Here is a 25,210-nt window from a genome sequence, read left to right as displayed (position 1 = left end):
GCAGGCCGTTGCAGGAGTAGGGAGGGACAGAGCCTGTGCCGGATAAAGTTCTCGTAACGCGGGAGATCCCGGCCGCCGGGCTCCGCCCCCTCGAAGGTTTCGACCTGACCGTCCTCTCGGAAGCCCCTCCCGAACGCGAAGAACTGCTCGAAGCCGCTGAAGGAGTCGCCGGTGTCCTCTCCAACGTCACGGAGAAGATCGACGCCGAGTTCATGGACGCCGCAGGCGAAGGCCTCAAGGTCATCGCCAACATGGCTGTCGGCTACGACAACATAGACGTCGCCGCCGCCAAAGAGCGCGGCATAGCCGTCACCAACACCCCCGGCGTCCTCGACGAGACGACCGCCGACACGGCCTTTATGCTCCTCCTCGCCGCGGCCCGCCGCCTCGGCGAGTCCGAACGAACCCTACGCGCCGGCGAGTGGCACTGGTGGGGGCCGAAGCTCTTCGTCGGCGTCGACGTGTGGGGCAAGAAGCTCGGCATCGTAGGCATGGGCCGCATCGGGCAGGCCGTCGCCCGTCGCGGCAAGGGCTTCGGCATGGACATCATCTACCACAACCGCTCCCGCAAAGAAGACGCCGAAAACGAGCTCGACGCCCGCTACACGGACCTCGAAGAGCTGCTCCAAACAGCCGACTTCGTCTCCATCCACACCCCCCTGACCGACGAGACCAGGCACCTGATCGGCGCCGAAGAGCTCGGCAAGATGAAACCCACGGCCGTACTCGTCAACACCTCCCGCGGCCCCGTCGTGGACGAAGAAGCCCTGGCCGACGCCCTCGCCGAAGGCCGCATCTTCGCCGCGGGCCTCGACGTCTACGAAGAGGAACCCAAGGTCCACCCGAAGCTACTCGAACTCGAAAACGCCGTGCTCGCCCCGCACATCGGCAGCGGCTCCCGGGAGACCCGCGACGGGATGGCCGTCCTCGCCGCCGAGAACGTCGTCGCCGTTCTCTCCGGGGAAAAACCGAAGACGCCCGTCGACCAGTAACTGCTCACCCCCTCTCCCGAACCTCTTGCGGGTCGCCTGCAAGAGATGCCGTCAGCTATCGCATCTTCCTTGACAAGTGCCGGCAACCAGTCTATATTGCAACTAGGTTTGTAATACAAACTTAAGCTGGAGGTAGTGGGGTGGAGGATTTGGGGAGGATCAGGTTCGTCACGGAGAACTACGAGCGGTTGCAGGGGTTGCGGCGTCTTCCGCTGGCCCTGTGCGTCACGGCGTTTGGCCTTCTCGTCCAACTCGACAAAGATCTCCTGGCGATGGCTATGGCGGTCGTCGTGATCTACCCGGCTTTCTTCGCGGAGTCGATAGTGGGTCGTCTATACGAGCGGAGGTTCGGCCGCGTGCGGTCGCGAGTGCGTCCGACGGATTACGTGTTCTGGGCCGCGCTCGTCGCCCTGGTCTTCGCGATGGATTCCGTGCAAATGTGGTTGGATGGATCTCTCGTGCTTGCCGTCGGAGGAATCGTGGGCGCCGCTTACGTGCTCGGCGCGTTCTGGCCGCGCGAAAAACGCCACGGAAGTACGGCGTACTGGCCCATCATCGCGGCGCTCGCGGTGGCTACGGGCTTGCTCTCCGCCTTTGGAGCCGTTGCGCCAGGACTGTTCATAATCGGACTGGGTCTCTCTGTCTCGGTCGGGCTCTTGCTCGACCACCTGCTGTTGGTCCGTACCTTCAAGAGAGCACCGAAGGAGGAGGCCGATGCCGGAGCCGTTTGAGGAACTGGCGGGCCTGGACCGCCTGATCCACGAGCCCGCCCGCCTTGCCGTCATGACGGCCCTCGCCGCCTCCAACGGCGCGGACTTCTTGTTCTTGCAACGCCTGACCGGGCTGACGAAGGGGAACCTCTCTAGCCACCTCTCCAAGCTGGAGAACGCGGAGATGGTCAAGATCCGCAAACAGTTCGTCGGCAAGACGCCAAACACGTTCGTCACCGCGACGAAGAAGGGCCGCAACGCCATAGACGAGCACTGGTCCAGGCTGGAGAAGCTGCGCGGAAGCGCGGTGGTGTGGCATGAGGGGCCGAAACCTGACGACGGTTTTCGGTCGCGGGACGGAGGACGATAGAGGAGGGAAGCAGGATGTGTCGCCCTCTGCTTCCCTTCGCGAATCGAGGTTCGGGCCGTCAAGTAGAAGGAGCGTTTATTGGAGCATAGAGTAGCGGTCGCCGTCGTAACCGGAGCAGCCCGCGGCATCGGACGCAGGATCTGCTCCGAGCTAGCCGAACGCGGCTACCGGGTTGCCGCCAACGACCTGAACGCGCCGGACGAAACGGTCAGCGAACTCCGGTTCGCCGGCGCCGATGCCCTCTCCATCCCCGGCGACGTCTCGGACGAGGCGGCGGTCGGGCGGATGGTCGAGACCACGATGGACGAGTTTGGCCGAGTCGACGTCCTGGTAAACAACGCGGGCATCAGCACCATCGTCCCGGCAGAGGAGACGACGCTCGCGGACTGGAACCGTACCCTGGCCGTGAACCTGACCGGCCCGTTCCTGACGTGCCGCGAGTTCGGAAAGGCGATGCTGGATCGAGGCTCCGGCCGCATCGTAAATGTCGCATCCGTGGCCGGGCTGCTCGGCGTGGGGGACAGGGCGGCGTACAACGCGAGCAAGCACGGCCTCATCGGCCTGACCCGAACGCTCGCCTCCGAGTGGGGCGGGCGGGGCGTTCGCGTGAACGCGGTCTGTCCTGGATGGGTAAAGACGGAGATGGATGATGAGGATCAGGCCGGCGGCGGCTACACGGACGCGGACATCGAAGGCCGCGTCCCCATGGCCCGCTTCGCCACGCCCGAGGACGTGGCCCGCGCGGTCGCGTTCCTGGCAGACCCCGCGCAGAGCGGTTTCGTCAACGGCCACACTCTTTCGGTCGACGGCGGCTGGTTCGCGGACGGTTCGTGGGAAGGTTTGAGGAGGCGTAAGCAGGAACCGCCTCCCGGGCGGTAGAGGCAGGGTTCAGCGCGTGAGAAGCGGCGAGGTCAGGCCGACAAACGGGGCTCGCGCCGGATGAAGACGGACCGCGCGAGCGAATCTCCCAAGGCGTACGTCCCCCCGTCCTCGTCCCTGACGGTCACGACGCCGTCCAACTCTCTCGTCTCCTCAATGTGCAGGAGACGCCCGGGGACGAGGCCGCGCTCCCCGAGGTAGTCTAGGGCCTCGGTGCTCTCGTCGCTGACCTTGTAGATGCGGACCCACCCCCCGGCCTCAGCCTCCCGCAACGGGGACGAATCGTCCACCGCCAAAGCGCCTTCGGGCGTCGGTATGGGGTCGCCGTGCGGGTCCCGATCCGGATGCCCCAGAAGCTCAGCCAGCCTCTCCGTGAACCCGTCCGAGACGGCGTGCTCCAGCCTTTCGGCCTCCTCGTGTACCTCCTGCCAGTCGTACCCGAGATGCTCCAACAAAAAAGTCTCGATCAGCCGGTGCCGCCTGACGAGCCGCAACGCCTCGGCCCTCCCCAACTCCGTGAGCGAAGCCCCCCGATACCGCTCGTACCTGACCAACCCCATCTCCTGCAACCGGCCCAACATGCTCGTCACAGACGCCGGCGCAACCGAAAGATGGACCGAGATCTCCTTGGTGGAAGCCGCCCCCGCACCCCCAAGGCTCCACACGGCCTTGAGGTAATCCCCAACGGACGCGGAGAGCACGGAGGTTTTGGTGGCCCCATAAGTCATCGAAACGTGATTCTATCCCAAAGCACGAGCCTTGCGTTTTGAATCCCCGTATTTTATTATTAGTCACAGCTAATTTAGACGAGACTAAAAATTCTGTGCAGGCGTGATCTGGGATCGAGGGCAGGGCGGATGAGAAGGGTAGAGGGCGCGGTTTCGAGGCGTGACTTTCTGAGGGCCGCGGGTGTCGCGGGGGCTGTGGGTGTCTCTGGCGGGTTGCTGGGGGCGCACGCTGGCCGGGCTCTGGGCCAGGACCACTCCGGGCACGCGATGGGGTCGGAAATGACGGGGATGTCCCACGGCGGCAACGGGACGGCGGGGGACGTGGATCTTTCGAGGTTCGATCCCATGAAGTTCCTGCGCCACTTCGACTACGGCCAGGAGCGCCGCGAGGGCGGTAGGACCGTCAGGGAGTGGGAGATCTCGGCCGAGGAGGTCGATATAGAGGTCGCCCCGGGCGTGATGTACCCGGCCTGGGCCTACAACGGGCAGGTTCCGGGGCCGACGCTCAGGGCCACGGAGGGGGACCGCCTGCGGGTCGTCTTCAAGAACCGGGGGGCCCACCCGCACACCATCCACTTCCACGGCTTCCATCCGGCCAACATGGACGGGGTGTTCGAGATGGTCGGCCCCGGGCAGGAGTTCGTCTACGAGTTCGACGCCGAGCCCTTTGGCTGCCACCTCTACCACTGCCACACCATGCCGCTCAAGAAGCACATCGAGAAGGGGTTGTACGGTGCTTTCATCATAGATCCGAAAGAGGGGCGTCCCGAGGCAGACGAGATGGTGATGGTGCTAAACGGCTTCGACACCAACTTCGACGGCGCCAACGAGGTTTACGCGGTCAACACCGTCGCGTTCCACCACCAGAAGCATCCCGTAAAGATAAAAAAAGACGAGCTCGTCAGGATCTACGTGGTCAACGCGCTCGAGTTCGACTTTATAAACAGCTTCCACACCCACGCCAACTTCTTCGACTACTATCCGACGGGCACGAAGCTGGAGCCGTCTGAGTTCACGGACACCAAGATGTTGGCGCAGGGGGAGCGCGGGATCATGGAACTCCGCTACGGCTTCCCCGGACGGTTCATGTTCCACGCCCACGTCAGCGAGTTCGCCGAGCTCGGCTGGATGGGCCTCTTCGAGGTTGAGGAGTAGACGGTGGGGAAGACAAACAAAGGGCGCGGGCCGGTCTGGGTGTTGCTCGGGTTGTTGCCGCTGTTGGGCCTCGGCGTGCTGCTCGCCCTGATCACGCTAAACGGCGCCGGCATCGGGCGCGAGGACGTGCCGCCCGTCGAGGACCTGACCGCCACGCGGGTCGCCCTGCCGACGGAGAACGAGATCGTGGTCCACGTCACCAACGGCGGCCCCGACCCGGTCACGGTAGAGCAGGTAACGGTCAACGAGGCGTTGTGGGACTTCGAGATGACGCCAGGCAACACCGTGCCGCCGCGCGGTTCGGCCGAGATAACCATCCCGTACACGTGGGTCGAAGGCGAGGCCTACGGGATAGGCATGATCTCCGCCACCGGCACCACCTTCGAGGCGGAGGTCCCGCTGGCGGTCCTGACGCCGGGCCTCACGGGCGACGCGTTCTGGCGCTACGCGCTGATCGGCTTCTACGTCGGCGTCGTTCCGGTCTCCCTCGGCCTCCTGTGGTACCCGTTCCTGCGGCGGCTCGGATCGTCGGGGATGAACTTCGTGCTCGCGCTTACCGTGGGGCTCCTGTTCTGGCTGGTGCTCGACACCCTGCTCGACGCCGTGGAGACAGCCGGGACCCTCCCCGGTTTCTTCTCGGGGGTCCCGATGGTGCTCTCCGTAACGGCACTCACCCTTCTCGGGCTCCTCGGCTCCGGCCGGCTCTTCCGCCGCGGGGGCGGGGAGAGCAGCCGGCTCTCGACCTCCTACCGGATAGCGGGCGGGATCGGGCTGCACAACCTCGGCGAGGGATTGGCTATTGGGGCGGCTTTCGCGCTGGGCGAGGTTGCCCTCGGCACCTTCCTCGTCATCGGCTTCACGCTGCACAACATCACCGAGGGGATCGGGATCGCCGCGCCGATCCTCAAGGAGAGGCCTTCCCTGTCGCACTTTATCGGGCTGGCGTTGCTCGGCGGCGGGCCCGCCATCCTCGGGACTTGGATCGCCGGCTTCGCCTACTCGCCGCTGGCCGCGGCCCTGTTCCTGGCCGTCGGCGCCGGCGCCATACTCCAGGTCATCTACGAAGTCTCGCGGCTCCTTCTCAAAGACTCCGAGAGGTCCAGGAAGCCGGCGCTCTCGGCGTCCAACCTCGGCGGGCTCACGGCGGGCGTCGCGATCATGTACGCGACCGCCCTTCTCGTCAGCGTCTGATGCGGTTCGCTTCGCGAACCGCAGCCTGTCAGCGTTTCAGCCGGTCAGCAAAAGTTTTGCTGACCGGCTGAGAGCGACCGGAGGGAGCGTGCTGAAAGCGTAGCCCGAAGGGCGCAGCGTGCTGAGAGGCGCCGAAGGCGCCGTGCTATATTGAAACCCGGGTTTAGTCCGGGTAGAGTTTCGTTTTAAGTGGAACTAAACAACTTCCTGGGGGATATGACGGCCGATTACAGCGACAGCAATTCGACACATAGGATCGAGAACGTTCCGTCCGGTCGCGCCGGGACGGGGGGTGGCCCGTGATGGGCGTGTTCGCGGATCTGCCGCCCGTATTGCAGGCGTTGCTGGCCACCCTGTTCACGTGGGGGATGACGGCGGCGGGTGCGGCGCTCGTTTTCGGGACGAAGAAAGTACCGCGTAAGTTGTTGGATGCGATGCTCGGGTTCGCGGCGGGCGTCATGATCGCGGCCAGCTTCTGGTCGCTACTGGCGCCGGCCATAGACCTCTCCGAGGGGGGGGCCCTGCCCGTGTGGGTGCCGCCGATCATCGGGTTCCTCGCCGGTGGAGTCTTCCTTCGGCTCCTGGACAAGGCCCTGCCGCACCTGCATCCTGGGATGAAGATCTCCGAGGCCGAGGGTCCTCACACCAGTTGGCGGCGGAGCGTGTTGCTCGTCTCGGCGATAACGCTCCACAACATCCCGGAGGGGCTGGCCGTGGGGTGAGCTTCGGGCGGTGGGGCTGGGCCTCACGCAGGGCGTGCCGGGCGCCACCCTGGGGGAGCCATAGCGCTCGCCATCGGCATCGGGCTGCAGAATTTTCCGGAGGGCACCGCGGTCTCCATGCCCCTCAGGCGCGAGGGGATGAGCCGGGGCAAAAGCTTCTTCTACGGGCAGCTCTCGGGCGTGGTCGAACCCGTGGCCGCGGTTATCGGGGCCTCGGTCGTGCTCCTGGCCCAGCCCGTTTTGCCCTACGCCCTCGCCTTCGCCGCCGGGGCCATGATCTTCGTGGTCGCCGAGGAGCTGATCCCCGAGGCCAAACGCGGCAGCCCCGACATCGCCGCCATGTCCCTGATGGTCGGCTTCGCCGTCATGATGACCCTCGACGTCGCGCTGGGATAGCCCGCCGCTTCGCGGCTCGTCGGCCCGCTCCGGCTTCGCCTCCGCTTTCAGCACGCATCGGACTGCTTCGCAGTCCTCGCTCTCAGCCAGTCAGCTTCCTGCCGCTCGCGGCCCTACCGGGCAGCGCGTGACGCAGCGTTTGGGTTGCCGGAGAACGTATCGCTCACAGACGACCTGGCTGACAGGCTGAAATGCTGAAGCGGGGGAGGGCGCCGCGCTGGGCGAGGCCGAAGACCAGACCGATCGGCAAGGAGCCCAGAGCGTTCACCGCGAACGTGCCCCACGGGAACCCCGCCGAGCTGCGAGTGCAACCAGCCACCAGGCAGGTAGCGCCCACCGGCCCCGAGCCCGCCCGGTGAGACCGGACCCGGCCGCCATCTCTTTTGGGCCGGAGTCGCGGATCTTACGATGAGTAACAAGCACGCACAAGGACCTGGACGAGTCGCGGCGGTACGGGCGCGGCGTCGGGGAGCGTCCGACACCTCTATACTGCCACCGCGGAACGGTCATCGGGGAGAGGTGGAGTGCGAAGATACCTGAAACCTGAAGCCCGATGCTCGTAGCCTCCAAAACCGCGGTGTGGGCGTGGGTGCTCTACGACTTCGCCAACACCATCTTCTCCGTCACCGTGCTCACCCTATTCTTCCCGCTCTGGGTTGAGGAGAGGGTAGGAAGCGGGGCCTTTCTCTCCGCGGCGGGCCTGGTCAACGCCGCGACGGCCGTATCGGCCCTTCTGGTGGTCCTTTCGGCGCCGGTGCTCGGGGCCGTCGCCGACTTCAGGCAACGAAGGGTGCCTTACCTCGCCGCGCTGACCGTGGCCGCCGTGGCGTTTACGGCGGCGCTGGACGTGGCGGGAGGGGTGGTCGTCGGGATCGCGGTCTTCGTGGCGGCGGACGTTGCGTACCAGTCGGCGCTCGTCTTCTACAACGCGCTGTTGCCCGCGGTCTCCGCCGGAAGGGGGGAGGGGCGTATCAGCGGCTACGGGACGGCGGCGGGGTACGTCGGCACCATCCTCGCCCTCGTCGTGCTGACGTTCTTCGTCGAGAACGGCGAGGCCCTGAGCCGGGCGCTCGGGGTCTTCGGCGGCTGGCTGGAGACCGGGAGAGGCGCGAACTCGAACGCCTTCCTTCCCACCGCCTTCCTGTACCTCGCGTTCAGCCTGCCGGCCTTCTTTCTCGTGCCCGACCCGGCCGTGCGGGCCAGGCGGCCGGTCTCCATCGGCGCGGCATACAGGGACGTGGTCGGGACTTTGAGGAACCTGCGCGCCTACGCGGGGGTGGGCACGTTCATCGTCGCGACCGTCCTTTACACCGACGCGGCCAACACCGCCATAGCAAACATGGCGCTCTACGGGCGGGTGGTCTTCGGGATGGACACCGCGCAGGTGACGCGCCTCTTGCTCTTCTCGACGGTCTTCGCCGTGGTCGGCTCGGCCGTCTTCGGGTTCCTGTGCGACAGGAACGGGCCGAAAAAGACGCTGCTGGTGGTGCTTGTGTTGTGGTTGGTAGCCATCGTGCTTGCCGCGGGGGCGCTCGGGGCCTGGATGCTCTTTCTGGCCGGGCCCGTGGTGGGTGTTGCGCTCGGCGGGATGTGGACCGTGGGGCGCGTGATGCTCGTGGCGCTCTCGCCCCGGAGAAGCTCGGGAATTCTTCGGGCTCTTCTCGCTCGCCGGAAAAGTCTCGGCGGTCTTCGGGCCGGCGCTCACGTCGGCCCTGCTCTTCGTGTTCGGGGAGGGCCGTCGCGTACAGGGTCTCGATAGGGGCCCTCGCCCTGATCATGGTCGGCGGCATCTACTTTCTCTGGCGCGTCCCGGACGCGCGTCCGGGACGCGCCGTGAGGGCTCCACTTGATTCGCGGGGCGCTGGGACTGAAGATGTGGGGAGATGAAAGGGAGAGAGAGATGACGCTCGTCGCGTTGCGGGGGCCGGTGGTGACGGACTACGAGGTCTGGCCCGAGGGCACCGTGCTCTTCGGCGACGGGGCCGTAGCGGACGTGGACCGGGAGGGGACCCTCGCCGAAGACGCCGACGAGGTGTACGAGTACCCGGACGCCCTGATCCTGCCCGGCTTCGTGGACCTCCAGGTGAACGGGGCCTTCGGCGTGGACGTCGCCTCGGAGCCTACGCGCCTCGCCGAGCTCTCCCGGGCCCTGCTCTCTACCGGGACCACAGCCTACCTGCCGACCGTGATCTCCTCCCCCGAGGCCCTTTACGAGGAGGCGTTGCCGGCCATCGGGCGGGACACGGGCGGTTCCGACGGGGGCGCGGAGGTGCTCGGCGTTCACCTCGAAGGACCGTTTTTGAACCTGCAGAAGAGGGGCGCACACGCCGCCGCCCACGTCGTGCCGCCCGACCCGGCCCTGCTCGCCCGGCTGCTCGACCTCGGGCCCGTCCGGATGGTCACGCTCGCCCCCGAACTTCGGGGGGCGGTAGATCTGATCGACCAGGCCGCCGGGCGCGGGGCGGTAGTCTCCGCCGGCCATTCGGACGCCCGCTTCGAACTTGCCTACGGCGCTTTCGACGGGAGGGTCGGCGGCGTCACCCACCTCTTCAACGCGTCGAGCCCGATGCACCACCGCGAACCCGGCCTGCCGGGAGCGGCCTTCGCCCACCCGAGGGTCTCCTGCGGCATCATCGCCGACGGTCACCACGTCCACCCGGAGATGGTGGGCCTCGCCTTCCGCATGCTGGGCCCCGACCGGCTCCACCTGGTGACGGACGCCATCGCCGCCGCCGGCGCCCCTGCTGGCGAATACCGCCTCGCTACCCGCACCGTCTACTCCAACGGCGGCGTCCCGAAGCTCGGCAGCGGCGCCATAGCCGGCAGCGTACTTACGATGGAGGAGGCCTTCCGCAACATCCTCGCCTTCACAGGCTGCACGATCCCCGAGGCGGCCCGCATGGCCTCGACCTCACCCGCGAGGCTCCTCGGCGAGGGCCGCCGCAAGGGCCGCCTCGTCCCCGGCTACGACGCAGACGTGACCGTGCTCGCCCCCGACCTCTCCGTCGAGGCCGTCTGGCGCGGCGGCCGTCTCGCTTACTCCAGGGCGCGCGCATGAAGCGGAAGTTCGGTTCCGTGACCGTCGAATGCGTGCTCGGGGATATAACGGAGCAGCCCGACGTCGACGCCGTGGTCAACGCGGCCAACGCCCGCCTGGAGACCGGGGGAGGCGTGGCCGGCGCCATCCACCGCGCCGCCGGGCCGGGGCTCGCCGCCGAGGCGCGCCCGCTCGGCCCGATACGCCCCGGCGAGGCCGTCATCACGGGCGGTCACGGCCTGCCGAACGGGTTCGTGATCCACGCTCTGGGCCCCGTCTACGGCCAGGACCGCCCCGAGGAAGAGCTTCTGGCCGCCTGCTACCGCAACTCCCTCGCCCTCGCCGACGAGAACGGTGCCGCCTCGGTCGCCTTTCCCGCCATCTCTACCGGCATCTTCGGATACCCCGTCGAAGAAGCCGCCGAGGTCGCCCTTCGTACCGTCCGGGACGAAGCGGGAGATCTCCGCAACGTGCGCCTGATCCGCTTCGTCCTCTTCGGACAGAAAGACCTCGAAGCCCACGAACGGGCCCTCGCCACGAGAAGCTGAGAGCTGACGGCTGAAAGCTAAAAACCCGACGGCTTAGGAGGGGGAAATTACAAAGATTTTTCACTCTGTGGGCCGCCGGGCTTGCCGAACATAACTACCCGGCTCCGCCGCTCCGAAACATCCGATCCAGCCTCCTTCGCGTAAGAAGGGGCAGAGGGGTTCAGCCGCGGAGGCGTGCCCGGAACACTACTGAAGGGGAGGACTGGATGAGAACGCTGGCGTTGTCGCCCTTCGCGGGGCTCGCGGGTTTGGCCCCGCTCGTCGTGCGAATAATCGTGGGCACCATCATGGCCGTCCACGGCTTCCAGAAGCTCGTGGGAGGGCCGGCGAACTTCGGTGCATTCCTCCAGCAACTCGGCGTACCCGCGCCGACGCTAATGGCCTACGTCGTGACGTTCGTGGAGCTCGTCGGGGGCATCCTGCTCATCCTCGGGCTCTTCTCCCGCCTGGCCGCCCTGCTCCTGACGATCAACCTCACCGTCGCGATCCTGCTGGTCAAGCTGGACGTGGGGCTCATCGCGCCGGCCGACCAGCCCGGCGTCGGGTACGAGCTCGACCTGGCCCTTATCGCCGGTTTCCTCGTAATCCTCTTCGCGGGCCCCGGACCCATCTCCATAGACCGCATCCTCGGCCTAGACGGGCCCGCTTCGGACAGGGCGTGAGCGAAAAGTCAGCCTGTCAGCATTTCAGCCTGTCAGCACTTCAGCTTTCTGGCTGACAAGCTGAGAGCGACCGCAGGGAGCGTGCTGAAAGGCGCGCAGCGCCGCGCTGACGAGCGGAGGCCGAAGGCCGGAGCGTGCTAGAATCTGTCCATGACAGATTCTACGAAAAAGATCCAAAAGACCGAAGAAGAGTGGCAGGACGAGCTGACCTCGGAGCAGTACAGGGTCACCCGCATGAAGGGGACTGAGCGCCCGTTCAGTGGGGAGTACAACGACAACAAGGAGGAGGGCATCTACCGCTGCGTCGCGTGCGGGACGCCCCTCTTCTCCTCTGAGAGCAAGTACGACTCCGGGACCGGCTGGCCGAGCTTCTGGGAGCCCGTGGACGCGGACAACGTCGAGACCGAGGAGGACCGCATGCTCTTCATGCGCCGGACCGAGGTGCATTGCGCCACCTGCGGCGCCCACCAGGGCCACGTCTTCGAGGACGGGCCGCAGCCGACGGGCCTGCGCTACTGCATAAACTCCGCCGCCCTCCGCTTCGACCCGGAGACCGGCCAGAAGTAGCTTTTTGGGCTATCAGCCGTAAGCTATCAGCTTTCGGCTTCTCGGGCGTCCGTCGCTTCCCGCGGCGGGCGTTGTCCTTTGCGCCGGTCTCTCGGGTTGCCAAACAGTAATTTCTCATCCGGTCGGCTTCGGGGGTCTTCTCTATCCTCGTGGGGACGAGCGGTAGAGATCGGGGGGTGCAGCCTTGGCGACGAGTCAGGTCCGGGAAGAGCGAATTCAGAACCTGAACGAAGAGGCAGCGCGGGACGGGGATTACGTCCTGTACTGGATGCAGTCTTCCCAGCGGGCCGACCACAACCACGCCCTCGAGTACGCGGTGCAGCGGGCCAACGACCTGGACCAGCGCCTGCTCGTGGTGTTCGGCCTGACCGACGACTATCCAGAGGCGAACCTCAGGCACTACGCCTTCATGCTGGAGGGGCTCGCCGACGTGGAAGAGGCGTTGGGCAGGCGCGGCATAAAGTTCGTGGTCCGCAAGGGATCTCCCGACGAAGTGGCCCTGGAGGCAGGGGAAAACGCCTCCCTCATCGTCACCGACCGCGGCTACATGCGCCCCCAGAAGAGGTGGCGCGAGAGGGCGGCGGGGGAGGCGGGGTGCCCCCTCGTGCAGGTCGAGACGGACGTGGTCGTGCCCGTCGAGCTGGCCTCGGGCAAGCAGGAGCACGCCGCGCGGACCTTGAGGCCCAAGATTCACGAGTACCTGGACGACTTTCTCGTGGAACTGAACCCCACGAAGGTCCAAAAGCAGTCCTCCAACATGCAAGAGGACGGGCTCGACCTGTCGGACATCGACGGGATTTTGGACGGGATGGACCTGGACCGGGACGCGAGCCGTCTGAGCCACCTCTACAGGGGCGGGAACTCCGAGGCGAAGAAGATCTTCCGCCGCTTCTTGAAGAAGAGCCTCCCCGACTACGACGCCAACCGCAACCAGCCCCAGACCGATTACGTCTCGCACATGAGCAAGTACCTGCACTTCGGGCACATCTCCCCGATCTGGCTGGCGTTGGAGGCCAAGAACGCGAGCGGCGGCAAGAACACCGACTCGTTCCTCGAAGAGCTCATCGTGCGCCGCGAGCTGACGTTCAACTTCGTCTTCTACAACGACGACTACGACTCGTACGCGAACCTGCCCGGCTGGGCGAAAGAGACGCTCGAAAACCACAAGAAGGACAATAGGGAGCACAGCTACACGGCGAAGCAGCTAGAGAACGCCGAGACGCACGACGAGTACTGGAACGCGGCCATGAAGGAGATGGTCCACACGGGGTACATGCACAACTACATGCGCATGTACTGGGGGAAGAAGATCCTGGAGTGGTCCAACACACCCGAGCACGCCTACAGGACCACCCTGTATCTCAACAACAAGTACTTCCTCGACGGCCGCGACCCCAACTCCTTCGCCAACGTTGCCTGGGTCTTCGGCCAGCACGACCGCGGCTGGACCGAGCGCGAGGTCTACGGCAAGGTCCGCTACATGTCGAGTGGGGGCCTGGAGCGCAAAGCGAAGCCGGACCAGTACGTCGAGAAGGTGCGGCGCCTGGTCGAGCAAGACCGGGCCGAAGGACCGGCGTAAGTCCCCGATCCACCCCGCTCCTTCAATCTTCTTTGTGGACCAGCTCGACGCCTTTCTTCTCTTCGGCCCGGCGGGCGAGGACGGCGTTGATTTCGACGCCGACGAGCACCATGAGGCCCATGGCGTAGAGCCAGAGCATGAAGACTATGACCGCCCCCAGTTGGCCGTAGATCCGGTCGTAGTTGCCGAGCCTCGAGGCGTAGAAGCTAAGCGCCGCGCTCGCGGCGAACATGAGGACCGTCGCGGCGAACCCGCCGGGCGTGATCCACTTGAAGGGCACGCGGGCGTCGGGGGCCAGGTAGTAGAGGACGCTCAGGGCGGTGGTTACGACCGCGAAGGCGACTACCCAGCGCGCGATGCCCCAGACGGACAGGAGGGACCCCGAGGACCCTCCGAGCGCCCTTACGAACGTCTCCACCCCGAAGGCGACGAGCGAGAGCGTCGCCATCAGGAGCGTGAAACCCAAAGCCAGCAGGATGGAGGTGCCGCGCAGCTTCCAGAAGGGACGCGTTTCGGCGAGGCCGTAGGCGCGATTGGCGGCCTTTGTGATGGAGATCGAGGCCGCGGAGCCCATCCAGAGCGTCGTGACGATGCCGAAGACGAGGACGCCGGAGCCCGTGCCGCGCAGGGTCCTGTCCAGGTAGGCGATGATAAGCTCGGCGGCCTCCCGGGGCAGGAAGCCCGCGGACTCGCCGATCAGGCGCCTCACCGCCGCCTCGGGGTCGTCGAGCACGATCCCGGCGAGCGCCACCAGGAAGATGAGGAACGGGAAGAAGGAGAGCAGGAAGAAGTACGTCAACTGTCCGGCGAGCCCCAGCAGGTCGTTCTCCCGCACCTTGATGAGCACCCGCGCCAGAAAGCCGGGCCCGACGATGTCCCTCAAATCCGATAGGAAGCCCCTCACGGCCGCCACGGGGCCGCCGGCCCGTCGCCGCTCATCCCCGCAGCCTCCACCGCCGCCACAAAAACCACAGGACCCCGAGGACGAGGGCGGCCAGCAACGCCAGCCCGACGAAAGAGGCGTAGACTTCCACCACCCTCCACCGCTTGCCGAGCGTCCAGCCGAGGCCGACCAGCGTCGCGGTCCAGAGGGTGCACCCGATCAGGGTGAAGGCGAGGAATCGCCACCGGACGGGCATGCGCTTCAGGCCGGCGGGCACCGAGATCAGGGCGCCCACGCCGGGGATGAGGTGGCCGATCAGGATCGCCGCTCCGCCGTGGCGCTGGAAGGCCGCGCTCGCCTTGTCGAGGTCGGACCCGAACACGAGCTTGGTCCGCTCGGCCCGCCCGATCAGACGCCGCAGGCGCGCCTCGCCGATTCGGAGCCCTAAAGAGTAGAAGACCAGCGCGGCGCACACCCTGGCCGCCGTCGCCGTCAGCACCACGGGAACGAACGTGAGACGTCCCTGCCCCACCAGGAACCCGAAGAGCGGGAGGGTCAACTCCGTCGGAACGGGCAGGTATAGGCTTCCCATCAAGACCACCACGAACACGCCGACGTGCCCGAAAGAGTGGACGACGTCCATAACCCATCTCGCAAGTTCGGCGAGCAGACTGCCCATCTCGCTTTACCCACCAACTTCCCGCGCAGGACGACTTCAGTATGCACCATCCGATGCATGTCCGTGAACGATTATGGCCCGCGGTGTTCCCCGGGGGCCTAACGGAAACCCCGGCTGTTACCTGGCCCTACGCCTGCGCCACCGCTCCCTGCCCTCCCGGTACAGATCCCCACCGCGCAGGTCGTTGACCACGACCACGGGAAAGTCTTCCACCACGAGCCGCCTGACCGCCTCGGCCCCCAGGTCCTCGTAGGCGACGACCTCGGCCTCCTTCACCCGGTCTGCCAGGAGCGCCGCCGTGCCTTCGACGGCCCCGAAGTACAGGCAGCCGTGCTCCCGCATGGAGGACAGGACCGCTTCGGAGCGGAGGCCCTTGCCGACCATGCCCTTCAGCCCGCGCTCGATCAGGAGCGGGGAGTAAGGGTCCATCCTGGAGGCCGTCGTCGGCCCCGCCGGTCCGAGCGCGTGCCCGGGCCTCGCCGGCGCCGGGCCTGTGAAGTAGACGACCTGGCCTTCGGGGTCGAAAGGCAGTGGTTCGTCGTTCTCGATGGCTTTTTTTATTCTCGCGTGGGCCGCGTCGCGGGCCGTGAACAGGACGCCGGAGAGCAGGACGACGTCGCCGGTCTGGAGGGACTCGTTGGTCTCCCTCGTCAGCGGGGTCCGGATGTGGATAGGTTCTTTGCTCATAGCTGGACGGAGGCGGTGCGGTGGGAGTGGCAGTCCAGGTTGACGGCTACGGGGAAGGCGGCGATGTGGGTGGGGAAGCTCTCGACGTGGACGGCGAGGGCCGTCTGGGTGCCGCCGTAGCCGGCCGGGCCTATGCCCGTGGCGTTGATCCTGTCGAGCAACTCTTCTTCGAGTTCCGCCAGCTCCGGGTCCGGGTTCGGCTCGCCCGACGGACGGGTCAGCGCCTTCTTGGCGAGCAGGGCCGCCTTCTCGAAGGGCCCGCCTATGCCCACGCCTACCGTGACGGGAGGGCTCGCGTTCGGGCCCGCCTTCTCGATGGTCTCGACCACGAAATCCTTCATGGCCTCGACGCCGTCTGCGGGGGTCAGCATCTTCAGGGCGCTCATGTTGTCGCAGCCTGCCCCCTTGACGAGCATGGTCAGCTTGAGCCTGTCTCCCGGTACGGGTTCGTGGTAGACGACCGCCGGGGTGTTGTCGCCGGTGTTGGTTCGGTCTATGGGGCTGCGTACTATTGATTTCCTGAGGTAGCCCTCCTTGTAGCCCCGCCTGACGCCCTCGTCTATGGCCCCGCCGAGGGTGCCGTCCTTTACCCGTACTCTGTCTCCCGCCTCGACGAAGAAGACCGCGTAGCCGGTGTCCTGGCAGAAGGCGACGCACCTCTCCTTGGCGACCTCGGCGTTCTGGAGGAGCCGTTCTATGACCTCGCGCCCGAGGGGTGACTCTTCCGCTTCGTGCGCGCGGCGGAGGGCCTTCAGGTGGCTTTCGGGCAGTTCGGTGTTCGCCTCGATGCAGAGGTCGCGCACCGCTTTCGTCACCGTGGCTGCTTCTATCTCGCGCAAGAGTCTCGCCCCGTTTCCTGTGTGATCCGGCAAAGGGTAGCACCGAAGGCGGTCTTTCTGAAGTGGCTTTATGGATCGACGGAACCGTAACGTTCCCCGTAACGGTTCGGAGACGGGGCGACCTTATGCTGCGGGTGTGACGGCGTCCCGAAGGCAAACCCGAAGGCAAACGGCGCCGGGTCGGGCAAAGGTAGCCCATTTGGGCGATGCGGCGGGCGTGGCCCGGTGTGATCGTTTACTGGGCCGGGCTACGGAACGATCGTCGGGAGATCCAAGAAGGAGCTAGCGTTTGGACCGGCAGCCGGGAGAACGGGTGGGGGGCGGACGGCGCAGGGCGGGTACACGCGCCTCCTCGGGGCTGGCCCTGTCCGTCTGCCTGCTATGCGTTGGCTTCGCCTCAGGGAGCCTTATCCTGGCCGTCCTCAACGGGCGCACCCTGGACGAGATCCTCGTCCAGGAGGGCATACTCACCGTGGCGGTTCTGACCGCGGCCTTCTCCGTCGTCGGGGCGCTTATCGTCTCGCACCGGCCCGGGAACGCTATAGGTTGGATCTTCTGCGCCGTCGGCCTCTTTCAGGGGTTGGCGAACTTCGGGTACGAGTACGCCACCTACGCGCTCCTCACGCGGCCCGGTTCGGTTCCCTTCGGGGCGCCGATGTCCTGGGTCGGCAACTGGACCTGGGCCCCTGGTCTCGGCCTGGTCCTCGTGTTCCTGCCCCTGCTGTTCCCCGACGGCCGCCCGCCGTCGCGCCGCTGGTGGTGGGCGGGTTGGATCGGCGGCGCCTCCGTGGCCGTGATCGCCGCGCTTGCCGCGGTCATTCTCTGGCCCGAGAGGGGCCCGGCGTTGCTGACGCCCCCGACGGGCGAGGAGGGGGGCCCGGAGCGGGCCCTCGACGTTCTCGTAGAATACGTCGCGTTTCCGATGATGCTCGTCGCCGGGCTGGCCGCTGTGGCCTCTCTATTCGTCCGCTTCCGGCGCGCGGGCGGGGTCGAGCGGCAGCAGATCAAGTGGTTCGCCTACGCCGCCGCCATCACGCTGTTCTGGACGTTCCTGATAGAAGGCATACCCGACTCGAATCCGTCCTTCGAAGCCGTCACCAATACGCTGGGTGTGCTCGTCGTGCCCTCGATACCCATCGCCGCCGGGATCGCCATCCTCAGGTACCGGCTCTACGACATAGACCTGATCATCAACCGCACCCTCGTCTACGCGGCGTTGACGGGCACGCTTGTGACCGTCTACGTCGGCAGCGCGGTCTTGCTCCAGTACCTGTTTCGTGCCCTTGGCGGCGGGGAGTCGCAGTTCGCCATCGTCGCCTCCACGCTGGTCATCGCCGCCCTTTTCGGGCCGTTGCGGCGCCGCATCCAGGCTCTCATAGACAGGCGCTTCTACCGCAAAAAGTACGACGCGGCCAAGACGCTGGAGGCGTTTTCGACGAGGCTGAAGGGTGAGACGGAGCTTGAGGCGCTGGCCGGGGGCCTGGCCGGCGTCGTACGGGAGACGGTCCAGCCCGAGCGCGTCTCCCTCTGGCTGGCGCCGGCCCCGGACGGGCGTGAGGGAAGAGGTGGTGACGGGTGACGGATCGAGCCCTGAGCAGGCTGGCGTGGGTGTCTTTCGGGCTCGCCCTGATCCTGCCGGCATCGGCCATGGCCCTCGTGTCTCTCGGCTGGAGTACGCCTTTGCCGGCGGGTTGGATCTCCTGGCGGGGACAGGTCATCTCCTGTGCCGCGGTCATCGGGGCCTCCGTCCTCGGGTGTTTCGTCGCCACGCGCCGCCCGAGAAACCCGTACGGGTGGTTGTGGATCTCGCTCGGGTGGGCGCTGTCGCTCCTGCTGTTCGCGCAGGCCTACGCGGCCTACGCGCTGGTGGCCCAACCCGGAGCGTTGCCGTTTCCCAGGACGATGGGGACCGCGGTCGCGGGGGTCGGGTGGATGGTGTGGCTGATCCTGACCCCGCTCCTGATGGTGCTGTTCCCCTCGGGACGGACGCCGTCGCCGCGGTGGAGGTTCCTGGTGTGGACCGTTCTCGTGCTCGGGGGCCTGGCCCTGATCGCCGGCCCTTTCATCCCGGGCAGGAGCGGCTTCGTGCCGATCGAGAACCCGCTCGGCGTCGGGGGCGTCGCCGGGCGAGTCATCGCCATCCTCGGCCACGGTGGAGCTCTCGTAGTCCTCGCCGCCATTCCTGCGGCGGCGCTCTCCCTAATCTTCAGGTTCCGGCGCGCGGGCGGGGTCGAGCGGCAGCAGATCAAATGGTTCGCCTACGCCGCCGTGGTGCTCGTGCTCCTGTATCTCACCCAGTTCTTCTACGATCCGCCCGGTGCGTGGGACGCCGTGGTCGAGGTTCTGCCCCTGCTCTGCCTCTACGCATCGATCGGGGTCGCGATCCTGCGCCACCGGCTCTACGACGTGGACGCCCTTATAAACCGCACCCTCGTCTACGGAGCCCTGACCGCGTCGCTGGCGCTGGTCTACTTCGGGAGCGTGGCCACCCTGCAGTACGCGCTTCGCGCGCTGACCGGGGGAAGCTCGCAGGTGGTTGTCGTGGCCTCCACCCTCGCCATCGCCGCGCTGTTCAGCCCCTTGAAGCGGGGTATCCAGGCCTTCATAGACGGCCTGTTCTACCGGAAAAAGTACGACGCGCGGAAGACTCTTGAGAGCTTCGGCGCCAGGCTGCGCGAGGAGACCGACCTGGAGAGGCTCGGCGAAGACCTCGTCGGGGTGGTCCAGGAGACGATGCGACCGGCGCACGCCCGCCTGTGGCTGCGTCCGATGGCCCGGGGCCGGGGAGAGGAGAGGTGAGATGCGGAAAAAATCACGGGGGAGGGGACCCGTAACGCTTCTCGTAACGGTGGGGAGACGGTCGGCCTTTAAGATGCCGGACAAGGAGGCGAGATGACGGTACAGACGACGAACAAGACGGGGTTCTGGCGGGACCTTTTCAGGCGCGACGGGCGCGGGGCGTCCGGGGAGACGGACGCCGTCGCGGAGGCGCCGCGGCAGGCCGCGCCGGAGCTGGATATCGCGCCGAACGACCCGATCCTGGCCTACCTCGCCGGCGTCTCGGGGGTGGTCGAGGTAGACAAGCTCGACCTCGACTCCCCGGCGCTCGCGGAGATGAGGGAGGCCGGCGTCAAGCTGCTGGTGCCGCTCGTGAGCCAGGGGGAGCTAATAGGGCTGCTGAACCTCGGCCCGCGGCTCTCCCAGCAGGAGTACTCGGCCGACGACCGGAAGCTGCTCTCGGATCTCGCGACCCAGACAGCCCCCGCTGTGAGGGTCGCCCAGCTCGTCCGCCAGCAGCAGCAGGAGGCAAAAGAGCGCGAGCGCATCGAGCAGGAGCTCAAGGTCGCCCGCCTGATCCAACAGACCCTGCTGCCAAAAGCCCTGCCGGAACTCCCCGGCTACGAGGTGGCCGCCTACTACCAGCCGGCCCGCGAGGTCGGCGGCGACTTCTACGACTTCCTGACGCTCGAGGACGGCCGCCTCGGCCTCGTCGTAGGCGACGTGACGGACAAGGGCGTCCCGGCGGCACTGGTGATGGCCACGACGCGCACGATGCTCCGCGCCGCCGCCCAGCGACTGCTCTCCCCCGGGCAGGTCCTCCAGCGCGTGAACGACGTGCTGGTCCAGGACATACCGCCAAACATGTTCGTCACCTGCCTGTACGCGATCCTCGACCCGGAGTCCGGGCGCGTCGTCTACGCCAACGCGGGCCACGACCTGCCCTACAGGCGCCGTGCCGGGCGCGGGGAGGGGGCCGAGGAGCTGAGGGCGAGGGGGATGCCGCTCGGCCTGATGCCCGGGATGGGCTACGAGGAGAAGGAGATGTTGCTGGGCAGGGGCGAGAGCGTCCTGTTCTACAGCGACGGGCTCGTCGAGGCCCACGACCGCCGGCGCGAGATGTTTGGCTTCCCGCGCCTGCAGGGTCTCGTCGGCGCCCACCGCTCGGGCGGCTCCTCCCTCATAAGCTTCCTTCTTTCGGAGCTTGCACGCTTTACCGGCGAGGGCTGGGAGCAGGAAGACGACATTACGCTCGTGACCCTGGACAGACCGGAGGAGTCGTGACCGCACCCAGAAACGGCGCCCGCCGGACGCTCGCCGAGCTGAGCGTGCCGAGCGAGCCCGGCAACGAGCGCCGGGCGATGGAGGAGGTCGCCGGCACCGTCGAGGGGCTCGGCCTGCCGGACAGGACCCTGGAGCGGCTCAAGACAGCCGTCGCCGAGGCGACCATGAACGCGATGGAGCACGGCAACCGCTACAGGGAAGAGGCCCCCGTCCTCATAGAAGTCTCGGCCACCGACGCCGAGCTCTGCGTCAGGATCACGGACGAGGGGGCCGGCCCCGCCGCCTTCGACCCCCAGACCCCCGACCTCGGAGCGAAGCTCGAAGGCGCGCAGACGCCGCGGGGTTGGGGGCTCTTCCTCATCAAGAGCATGGTCGACGAGATGAAGGTGACCGGCGACGAGCGCCACCACACGGTGGAGCTGGTCCTGCACCTGAACGCGCGAGAGGAGGAGAGAGATGGCCGTAAAGCACTTTGAGGCCGAGGTGCGCCGGGAACCCCGGGGGGCCGTGCTCGACCTGCGGGGCGAGATCGACGGCTTCGCCCAGGAGACCCTGGACGCCGCATACGCGGAAGCCGAGAAGGATAACCCCGGCGCCATCTTCCTGAACTTCGAAGAGGTGGACTACATCAACTCCACGGGTATCGCCCTGATCGTCGGCCTGCTCGCCAGCGCGCGCGCAGCGAAGCGCGCCCTGTCGGCATACGGCCTGAGCGAACACTACGTCGAGATCTTCAACATAACCCGCCTCTCGGACTTTATGGGCGTCTTCCCTGACGAAGAGAGCGCGATTGGAGCTTTTAGCCACCAGCAGTCAGCTATCAGCCAGAACCAGGAAGCCGAAAGCTGACGGTCCAGAGTAACCAACCCAATGAAAAAGCCGACGGCTGAAAGCTGATGGCTGAAAGCCGCGACGACCGAAGGGAGGAGCAAATGCCCCAGGCACAGGTCACGATGGACGTTCGCAGGGTCGATGACAACGCGAGCATCATCGACATCAAGGGCGAGCTTACCGCTTTCGCCGAGGGTGTTCTCATGGACGCCTACAACCAGGCGAGCGACGGGAGGGTCCGCGCGATCATCCTGAACTTCGAGGGCCTCGAGTACATGAACAGTTCGGGCATAGGCCTCCTGGTCACGCTCCTCATCCGCGTCAACCGCGAGAAGCAGCGTCTCCTGACCTACGGCCTCAGCGAACACTACAGAAGCATCTTCCAGATCACACGCCTCGACGACGCCATAGGCATCCACGAGACGGAAGAGGAAGCCGTCGAAGCCACGAACGTATGAAAAGCCGGTCAGCGAATCGGGAAAGCTGACAGGCCGACCAGCCGGCGATGACCGAAGGGAGGAGCGAGATGACGGAGCAACGGCCCCGCGACGCGGCCCACTGGGCGCGGTACAGCGAGACGATCCGGGTCCCCGAAACGTCGGGGACCGCGCCGAACGTCGAGGGCCGCCGGATGGTCGGGCCGCTGCAGGGCTTCGGCAAGATGTGGCAGAAGACCTACAAGACCCGCCTGGAGGGCGTCCCGGTCCCGCCGGCCGAGGTGGTCGAGACCCTCAAGGAGAGGTTCCCGGAGATCTCCGGCTTCGGCGAGGGCTTTCGGGTGCCGGACGGCGGCCTCGTGCCGGGTGCCGTGGCGCTGCTAGGCGGCCTGAGCGGCGTCGTCGTCCTCTACGCCGACGCCGAGTCTTTCACCTACATGACCCCCGAGGGACACCCTTTCTCTGGTTGGATCACCTTCAGCTCCTACCCCGACGGGGACGGCACGACGGTTGCCCAGGCCCAGCTCCTCATCCGGGCCAACGATCCGATCTACGAGCTCATGATGCCCCTGGGATTGCACAAGTTAGAGGACACGACCTGGCAAAGGACCCTCGGAAGAGTAGCGGTCCACTTCGGGGCCGAAGGCCGGGTCGAGACCCGCATAATCTGCGTGGACCCGAAGCGCCAGTGGCGGCGCTACACGAACGTCCGCCACAACGCCCTCCTCATCTCGGCGCTGCACGCCGCGGCCGCCCCGCTGCGCTGGATAAAGCGTCGGGCCACGGGCACGAGCAGGACTCCGAGAACCCAGGACCAGACGAAGGGAGGAACCCGATGACCGATCGAACCCCACAAAGCGAAGAGCAGGGCCAGGAGCGTCAACCCCCACCGGAACCGCGCGACGCGGCTTTCTGGGCGAAGAGGGTCGACAAGCTGGAGGTCTCCGCCGTGCCGGAAGGGGCCTCTAACGTGAACGTCCAGGGGCGTCGGGAGGTCGGCGCGCTGCAGGGCTTCGGCCAGCTCTGGCAGAAGACCTACAGGGTCCGCCTGGCCGGCGTCGCCTCCACGCCTGAGGAGGTCGTGCGGGTGTGGAAGGAGCGCTTCCCCGAGCTCCAGCCGCCCAACAGCCGGTTCTACCCCTCGATGGCTGGTGTGGCTCCTGGCGAGGTGCTATTTATAAGCGCGTCCGTCGGCGGCATGCCCGTCCACACGGGGGTGCGTGTGATCTACGCCGACGACGAGTCCTTCACGGTCATGACCCCGGAAGGCCACCCCGAGTCGGGCTGGAATACCTTCTCGGCCTACGCCGACGAGGACGGCACGACGGTGGCCCAGGTGCAGTCCCTGGCCCGCGCCAACGATCCAATCTACGAGATCGGCTTCCGCGTGGTCGGCGCCACGGAGCAGGAGCGTATCTGGACACATGTCCTGAAGTCGCTCTCGGCCCACTTCGGCGTGAACGAGCCCGTGAGCCTCGAGAAGACCTGCGTCGACCCGAAGGTCCAGTGGTCGGAGATACGGAACCTCTGGCACAACGCGGGGGCCCGGTCGATGATCTACACGATGGCAGCCCCCCTGCGCTGGCGCCGCGCCAGATCGCGGAGGTGAACGGATCGGCGGCGGGGAGAGGCCGGGCACGGATAGAATGTGGGCCATGAGCGGGAGCACCTACGACGCGGTCGTCGTCGGCGCGGGGCCGAACGGCCTCGCCGCCGCCGTGGAGCTCGCCCGGCGCGGCCGTTCCGTGGCCGTGCTCGAGGCCGAGGACAGGATCGGGGGCGGGACCCGCTCGGACGAGATCACGCTCCCAGGCTTCGTCCACGACCTCGGCTCGGCCATCCACCCCCTCGGCTACGCCTCGCCGTTCTTCTCCACGCTCCCCCTCGAAGAGCACGGCCTGGAGTGGATCCACCCCCCCGCCCCGCTCGCCCACCCCTTCGACGACGGGACCGCCGCCACCCTCGAACGCTCGACGGAGATGACCGCCGCCACGCTCGGGTCCGACGCCGGGGCCTACCGGAACCTGATGACCCCCTGGCCGACGACGCCCGGCGGATACAGGCCACGCTCTCCGGATCGACGAGCCTTCCCCGTCACCCGCTCGCCCTGGCGTCCGCCGGGTTGCGCTCGCTGGGTTCGGCCAGGGGCTCGCGGAGGCTGTCTTCGAGGGGAGAGGGCCCGCGGGCTCTTCGCGGGCAACGCGGCCCATTCGTTCCTGCCGATGGAGAAACGGCCGAGCGCCCTCTTCGGGATCGTGCTCGGAACTTTGGGGCACGCCTTCGGATGGCCCTTGCCGAAGGGGGGCTCGCAGAGCATAGCCGACGCCCTCGCCTCCTACCTGCTGTCTTTAGGGGGTGAGATCTTCACCGGCGTCAGGGTCCGCTCGGTGGATGAAGTCCCGAGAACCCGGACGGTCCTCTTCGACGTCACGCCGCGCCAGCTCCTCGATATCGCGGGCGTTCACTTCACCGAAAGATACAGGGATGCCCTCAAGCGCTACCGCTACGGCCCGGGCGTCTTCAAGGTGGACCTCGCGCTCGACGGGCCGATCCCGTGGAGCGCCGAAGAATGCCTGCGGGCAGGCACCGTCCACCTCGGCGGGACGCTTGAGGACATCTCGGCCGGCGAGGCCGCCGTCTCGCACGGTGAGCACCCCGAGAGGCCTTTCGTCCTTCTCGCCCAGCAGAGCCTCTTCGACGATACCCGCGCGCCCGAGGGCAAGCACACCGCATGGGCCTACTGCCACGTACCAAACGGCTCGACCTTCGACATGACGCAGAGGATAGAGGCCCAGATAGAGCGCTTCGCCCCGGGTTTCGGGAACCGCGTCCTTGCCCGCAACGCCTGGGGCCCGGCCGACCTCGAAGGGTGGAACGCCAACCTCGTCGGGGGGGACATAAACGGCGGCTACATGGACGTCCGGCAACTGTTCGGAAGGCCGGCGTTGCGCGCCAACCCTTACTCGACCCCGGCGAACGGACTCTACATCTGCTCGTCCTCGACACCGCCGGGTGGCGCCGTGCACGGGCTGTGCGGCTTCATGGCCGCCCGCTCGGCCCTGCGCTACCTGAAGACGTAAGGGCAGTATGAAGGCCGCGACGAAAGTCGGGAAACGGGACGATTCAGGCTCTCCGGCGGGCGGCCGGCCTTCCGCGGCATTTGCCCGTGCTCTCGGCGGTCACCCCGCGGCCACGTTCGCCGCCGGCGTTCTTACCGGCTTGTCTTCGGTCGTCGGGGGCTCGGGGTTGTTCGGGA

General features: G+C 66.9%; 26 protein-coding genes and 1 pseudogene. 22 read left to right on the top strand and 5 right to left on the bottom strand.

Going from position 1 to position 25,210, the window contains the following annotated elements; all coding sequences use genetic code 11:
• Positions 1-35: 35 nt before the first annotated feature.
• From GBA63_RS15575 to GBA63_RS15560, 4 genes are all read left to right on the top strand, one after another.
• Complete coding sequence (locus GBA63_RS15575; RefSeq protein ID WP_166177508.1) at positions 36-992, top strand: 2-hydroxyacid dehydrogenase; 957 nt, start codon at positions 36-38, stop codon at positions 990-992.
• A 140-nt stretch (positions 993-1,132) separates the two neighbouring features.
• The gene (locus tag GBA63_RS15570; protein WP_166177507.1) at positions 1,133-1,723 is read left to right on the top strand and encodes a hypothetical protein; all 591 of its coding nucleotides are present in this window, start codon (positions 1,133-1,135) and stop codon (positions 1,721-1,723) included.
• Positions 1,707-2,072 (top strand): winged helix-turn-helix domain-containing protein, encoded by a 366-nt coding sequence (locus tag GBA63_RS15565; RefSeq protein ID WP_166177506.1) that lies wholly within the window; start codon positions 1,707-1,709, stop codon positions 2,070-2,072. Before GBA63_RS15570 ends, GBA63_RS15565 begins: the two co-directional genes overlap by 17 nt.
• Positions 2,073-2,150: 78 nt before the next feature.
• Positions 2,151-2,951, top strand: coding sequence for an SDR family NAD(P)-dependent oxidoreductase (locus GBA63_RS15560; protein WP_166177505.1), 801 nt, complete (start codon positions 2,151-2,153; stop codon positions 2,949-2,951).
• A 32-nt stretch (positions 2,952-2,983) separates the two neighbouring features.
• Here GBA63_RS15560 and GBA63_RS15555 read toward each other — a convergent pair whose 3' ends face one another.
• On the bottom strand, positions 2,984-3,679 hold the full coding sequence (locus GBA63_RS15555; RefSeq protein WP_166177504.1) for a metal-dependent transcriptional regulator: 696 nt from the start codon (positions 3,677-3,679) through the stop codon (positions 2,984-2,986).
• Positions 3,680-3,808: 129 nt separating this feature from the next.
• Between GBA63_RS15555 and GBA63_RS15550 the strand changes: the two genes are divergently transcribed.
• The 9 genes and pseudogenes from GBA63_RS15550 to GBA63_RS15510 all read left to right on the top strand — a co-directional run bounded on the left by GBA63_RS15550 (position 3,809) and on the right by GBA63_RS15510 (position 13,536).
• Positions 3,809-4,834, top strand: coding sequence for a multicopper oxidase domain-containing protein (locus tag GBA63_RS15550; RefSeq protein ID WP_166177503.1), 1,026 nt, complete (start codon positions 3,809-3,811; stop codon positions 4,832-4,834).
• A 3-nt stretch (positions 4,835-4,837) separates the two neighbouring features.
• Entirely contained in the window at positions 4,838-6,025 is a 1,188-nt protein-coding gene (locus tag GBA63_RS15545) for a ZIP family metal transporter (RefSeq protein WP_166177502.1), read from the top strand.
• Positions 6,026-6,327: 302 nt separating this feature from the next.
• Positions 6,328-7,143 (top strand): annotated as a pseudogene (locus GBA63_RS24465) (ZIP family metal transporter).
• Positions 7,144-7,696: 553 nt separating this feature from the next.
• Entirely contained in the window at positions 7,697-8,902 is a 1,206-nt protein-coding gene (locus GBA63_RS15535; protein ID WP_166177501.1) for an MFS transporter, read from the top strand.
• A gap of 141 nt (positions 8,903-9,043) precedes the next feature.
• Complete coding sequence (gene nagA, locus GBA63_RS15530) at positions 9,044-10,201, top strand: N-acetylglucosamine-6-phosphate deacetylase (protein WP_166177500.1); 1,158 nt, start codon at positions 9,044-9,046, stop codon at positions 10,199-10,201.
• Positions 10,198-10,728 carry a macro domain-containing protein gene (locus GBA63_RS15525; protein WP_166177499.1) on the top strand — a complete coding sequence of 177 codons (531 nt, stop codon included), beginning with the start codon at positions 10,198-10,200 and terminating at the stop codon, positions 10,726-10,728. The genes nagA and GBA63_RS15525 overlap by 4 nt, the downstream gene beginning before the upstream one ends.
• 206 nt (positions 10,729-10,934) lie before the next feature.
• Complete coding sequence (locus GBA63_RS15520) at positions 10,935-11,390, top strand: DoxX family protein (protein WP_166177498.1); 456 nt, start codon at positions 10,935-10,937, stop codon at positions 11,388-11,390.
• Positions 11,391-11,540: 150 nt separating this feature from the next.
• Positions 11,541-11,957, top strand: a complete 417-nt coding sequence (gene msrB / locus GBA63_RS15515) for a peptide-methionine (R)-S-oxide reductase MsrB (RefSeq protein WP_166177497.1) — start codon at positions 11,541-11,543, stop codon at positions 11,955-11,957.
• Between the two features lie 184 nt (positions 11,958-12,141).
• Positions 12,142-13,536 (top strand): deoxyribodipyrimidine photo-lyase, encoded by a 1,395-nt coding sequence (locus tag GBA63_RS15510; RefSeq protein WP_207956827.1) that lies wholly within the window; start codon positions 12,142-12,144, stop codon positions 13,534-13,536.
• 22 nt (positions 13,537-13,558) lie between these two features.
• Here the strand turns inward: GBA63_RS15510 and GBA63_RS15505 are convergent, their stop codons facing one another.
• From GBA63_RS15505 to GBA63_RS15490, 4 genes are all read right to left on the bottom strand, one after another.
• Complete coding sequence (locus GBA63_RS15505) at positions 13,559-14,449, bottom strand: YihY/virulence factor BrkB family protein (protein WP_166177496.1); 891 nt, start codon at positions 14,447-14,449, stop codon at positions 13,559-13,561.
• A gap of 22 nt (positions 14,450-14,471) precedes the next feature.
• Positions 14,472-15,062 carry a DedA family protein gene (locus GBA63_RS15500; protein WP_166177495.1) on the bottom strand — a complete coding sequence of 197 codons (591 nt, stop codon included), beginning with the start codon at positions 15,060-15,062 and terminating at the stop codon, positions 14,472-14,474.
• Between the two features lie 153 nt (positions 15,063-15,215).
• A complete protein-coding gene (locus GBA63_RS15495; protein WP_166177494.1) occupies positions 15,216-15,785 on the bottom strand; it encodes a FumA C-terminus/TtdB family hydratase beta subunit in 570 nt (189 codons plus the stop codon).
• The gene (locus tag GBA63_RS15490) at positions 15,782-16,624 is read right to left on the bottom strand and encodes a fumarate hydratase (RefSeq protein WP_166177493.1); all 843 of its coding nucleotides are present in this window, start codon (positions 16,622-16,624) and stop codon (positions 15,782-15,784) included. Before GBA63_RS15490 ends, GBA63_RS15495 begins: the two co-directional genes overlap by 4 nt.
• A gap of 289 nt (positions 16,625-16,913) precedes the next feature.
• On the opposite strand from GBA63_RS15490, the gene GBA63_RS15485 reads away from it, so the two are divergent.
• The 9 genes from GBA63_RS15485 (at position 16,914) to GBA63_RS15445 (ending at position 25,034) form a co-directional block, all read left to right on the top strand.
• Complete coding sequence (locus tag GBA63_RS15485; RefSeq protein ID WP_166177492.1) at positions 16,914-18,203, top strand: hypothetical protein; 1,290 nt, start codon at positions 16,914-16,916, stop codon at positions 18,201-18,203.
• Positions 18,200-19,423 (top strand): hypothetical protein, encoded by a 1,224-nt coding sequence (locus GBA63_RS15480; RefSeq protein WP_166177491.1) that lies wholly within the window; start codon positions 18,200-18,202, stop codon positions 19,421-19,423. The genes GBA63_RS15485 and GBA63_RS15480 overlap by 4 nt, the downstream gene beginning before the upstream one ends.
• A gap of 93 nt (positions 19,424-19,516) precedes the next feature.
• Positions 19,517-20,686, top strand: a complete 1,170-nt coding sequence (locus GBA63_RS15475) for a PP2C family protein-serine/threonine phosphatase (protein ID WP_166177490.1) — start codon at positions 19,517-19,519, stop codon at positions 20,684-20,686.
• Positions 20,683-21,162 carry an ATP-binding protein gene (locus GBA63_RS15470; RefSeq protein WP_166177489.1) on the top strand — a complete coding sequence of 160 codons (480 nt, stop codon included), beginning with the start codon at positions 20,683-20,685 and terminating at the stop codon, positions 21,160-21,162. The genes GBA63_RS15475 and GBA63_RS15470 overlap by 4 nt, the downstream gene beginning before the upstream one ends.
• Positions 21,143-21,535 (top strand): STAS domain-containing protein, encoded by a 393-nt coding sequence (locus GBA63_RS15465; protein ID WP_166177488.1) that lies wholly within the window; start codon positions 21,143-21,145, stop codon positions 21,533-21,535. The genes GBA63_RS15470 and GBA63_RS15465 overlap by 20 nt, the downstream gene beginning before the upstream one ends.
• 83 nt (positions 21,536-21,618) lie before the next feature.
• On the top strand, positions 21,619-21,975 hold the full coding sequence (locus GBA63_RS15460; RefSeq protein ID WP_166177487.1) for an STAS domain-containing protein: 357 nt from the start codon (positions 21,619-21,621) through the stop codon (positions 21,973-21,975).
• A gap of 68 nt (positions 21,976-22,043) precedes the next feature.
• Positions 22,044-22,793, top strand: coding sequence for a hypothetical protein (locus GBA63_RS15455; protein ID WP_166177486.1), 750 nt, complete (start codon positions 22,044-22,046; stop codon positions 22,791-22,793).
• Positions 22,790-23,563 (top strand): DUF1990 family protein, encoded by a 774-nt coding sequence (locus GBA63_RS15450; protein WP_166177484.1) that lies wholly within the window; start codon positions 22,790-22,792, stop codon positions 23,561-23,563. Before GBA63_RS15455 ends, GBA63_RS15450 begins: the two co-directional genes overlap by 4 nt.
• 46 nt (positions 23,564-23,609) lie before the next feature.
• Positions 23,610-25,034, top strand: a complete 1,425-nt coding sequence (locus tag GBA63_RS15445) for a phytoene desaturase family protein (protein WP_228282134.1) — start codon at positions 23,610-23,612, stop codon at positions 25,032-25,034.
• Positions 25,035-25,210 lie beyond the last annotated feature (176 nt).

The sequence above is a fragment of the Rubrobacter tropicus genome, assembly GCF_011492945.1.
GTDB lineage: Bacteria > Actinomycetota > Rubrobacteria > Rubrobacterales > Rubrobacteraceae > Rubrobacter_D > Rubrobacter_D tropicus.
Note: the sequence above shows the minus strand (reverse complement) of the source record. Positions and strands in the feature narration are given on the sequence as shown.

Bases quoted from the DNA above. Each gene is read 5' to 3' on its own strand.
- GBA63_RS15445 (WP_228282134.1), top strand. From the start codon at position 23,610: ATGAGCGGGAGCACCTACGACGCGGTCGTCGTCGGCGCGGGGCCGAAC.
- GBA63_RS15565 (WP_166177506.1), top strand. From the start codon at position 1,707: ATGCCGGAGCCGTTTGAGGAACTGGCGGGCCTGGACCGCCTGATCCAC.
- msrB (WP_166177497.1), top strand. From the start codon at position 11,541: ATGACAGATTCTACGAAAAAGATCCAAAAGACCGAAGAAGAGTGGCAG.
- GBA63_RS15550 (WP_166177503.1), top strand. From the start codon at position 3,809: ATGAGAAGGGTAGAGGGCGCGGTTTCGAGGCGTGACTTTCTGAGGGCC.
- GBA63_RS15455 (WP_166177486.1), top strand. From the start codon at position 22,044: ATGACGGAGCAACGGCCCCGCGACGCGGCCCACTGGGCGCGGTACAGC.
- GBA63_RS15520 (WP_166177498.1), top strand. From the start codon at position 10,935: ATGAGAACGCTGGCGTTGTCGCCCTTCGCGGGGCTCGCGGGTTTGGCC.
- GBA63_RS15555 (WP_166177504.1), bottom strand. From the start codon at position 3,679: ATGACTTATGGGGCCACCAAAACCTCCGTGCTCTCCGCGTCCGTTGGG.
- GBA63_RS15460 (WP_166177487.1), top strand. From the start codon at position 21,619: ATGCCCCAGGCACAGGTCACGATGGACGTTCGCAGGGTCGATGACAAC.
- GBA63_RS15500 (WP_166177495.1), bottom strand. From the start codon at position 15,062: ATGGACGTCGTCCACTCTTTCGGGCACGTCGGCGTGTTCGTGGTGGTC.
- GBA63_RS15475 (WP_166177490.1), top strand. From the start codon at position 19,517: ATGACGGTACAGACGACGAACAAGACGGGGTTCTGGCGGGACCTTTTC.
- nagA (WP_166177500.1), top strand. From the start codon at position 9,044: ATGACGCTCGTCGCGTTGCGGGGGCCGGTGGTGACGGACTACGAGGTC.
- GBA63_RS15450 (WP_166177484.1), top strand. From the start codon at position 22,790: ATGACCGATCGAACCCCACAAAGCGAAGAGCAGGGCCAGGAGCGTCAA.
- GBA63_RS15535 (WP_166177501.1), top strand. From the start codon at position 7,697: ATGCTCGTAGCCTCCAAAACCGCGGTGTGGGCGTGGGTGCTCTACGAC.
- GBA63_RS15525 (WP_166177499.1), top strand. From the start codon at position 10,198: ATGAAGCGGAAGTTCGGTTCCGTGACCGTCGAATGCGTGCTCGGGGAT.
- GBA63_RS15495 (WP_166177494.1), bottom strand. From the start codon at position 15,785: ATGAGCAAAGAACCTATCCACATCCGGACCCCGCTGACGAGGGAGACC.
- GBA63_RS15465 (WP_166177488.1), top strand. From the start codon at position 21,143: ATGGCCGTAAAGCACTTTGAGGCCGAGGTGCGCCGGGAACCCCGGGGG.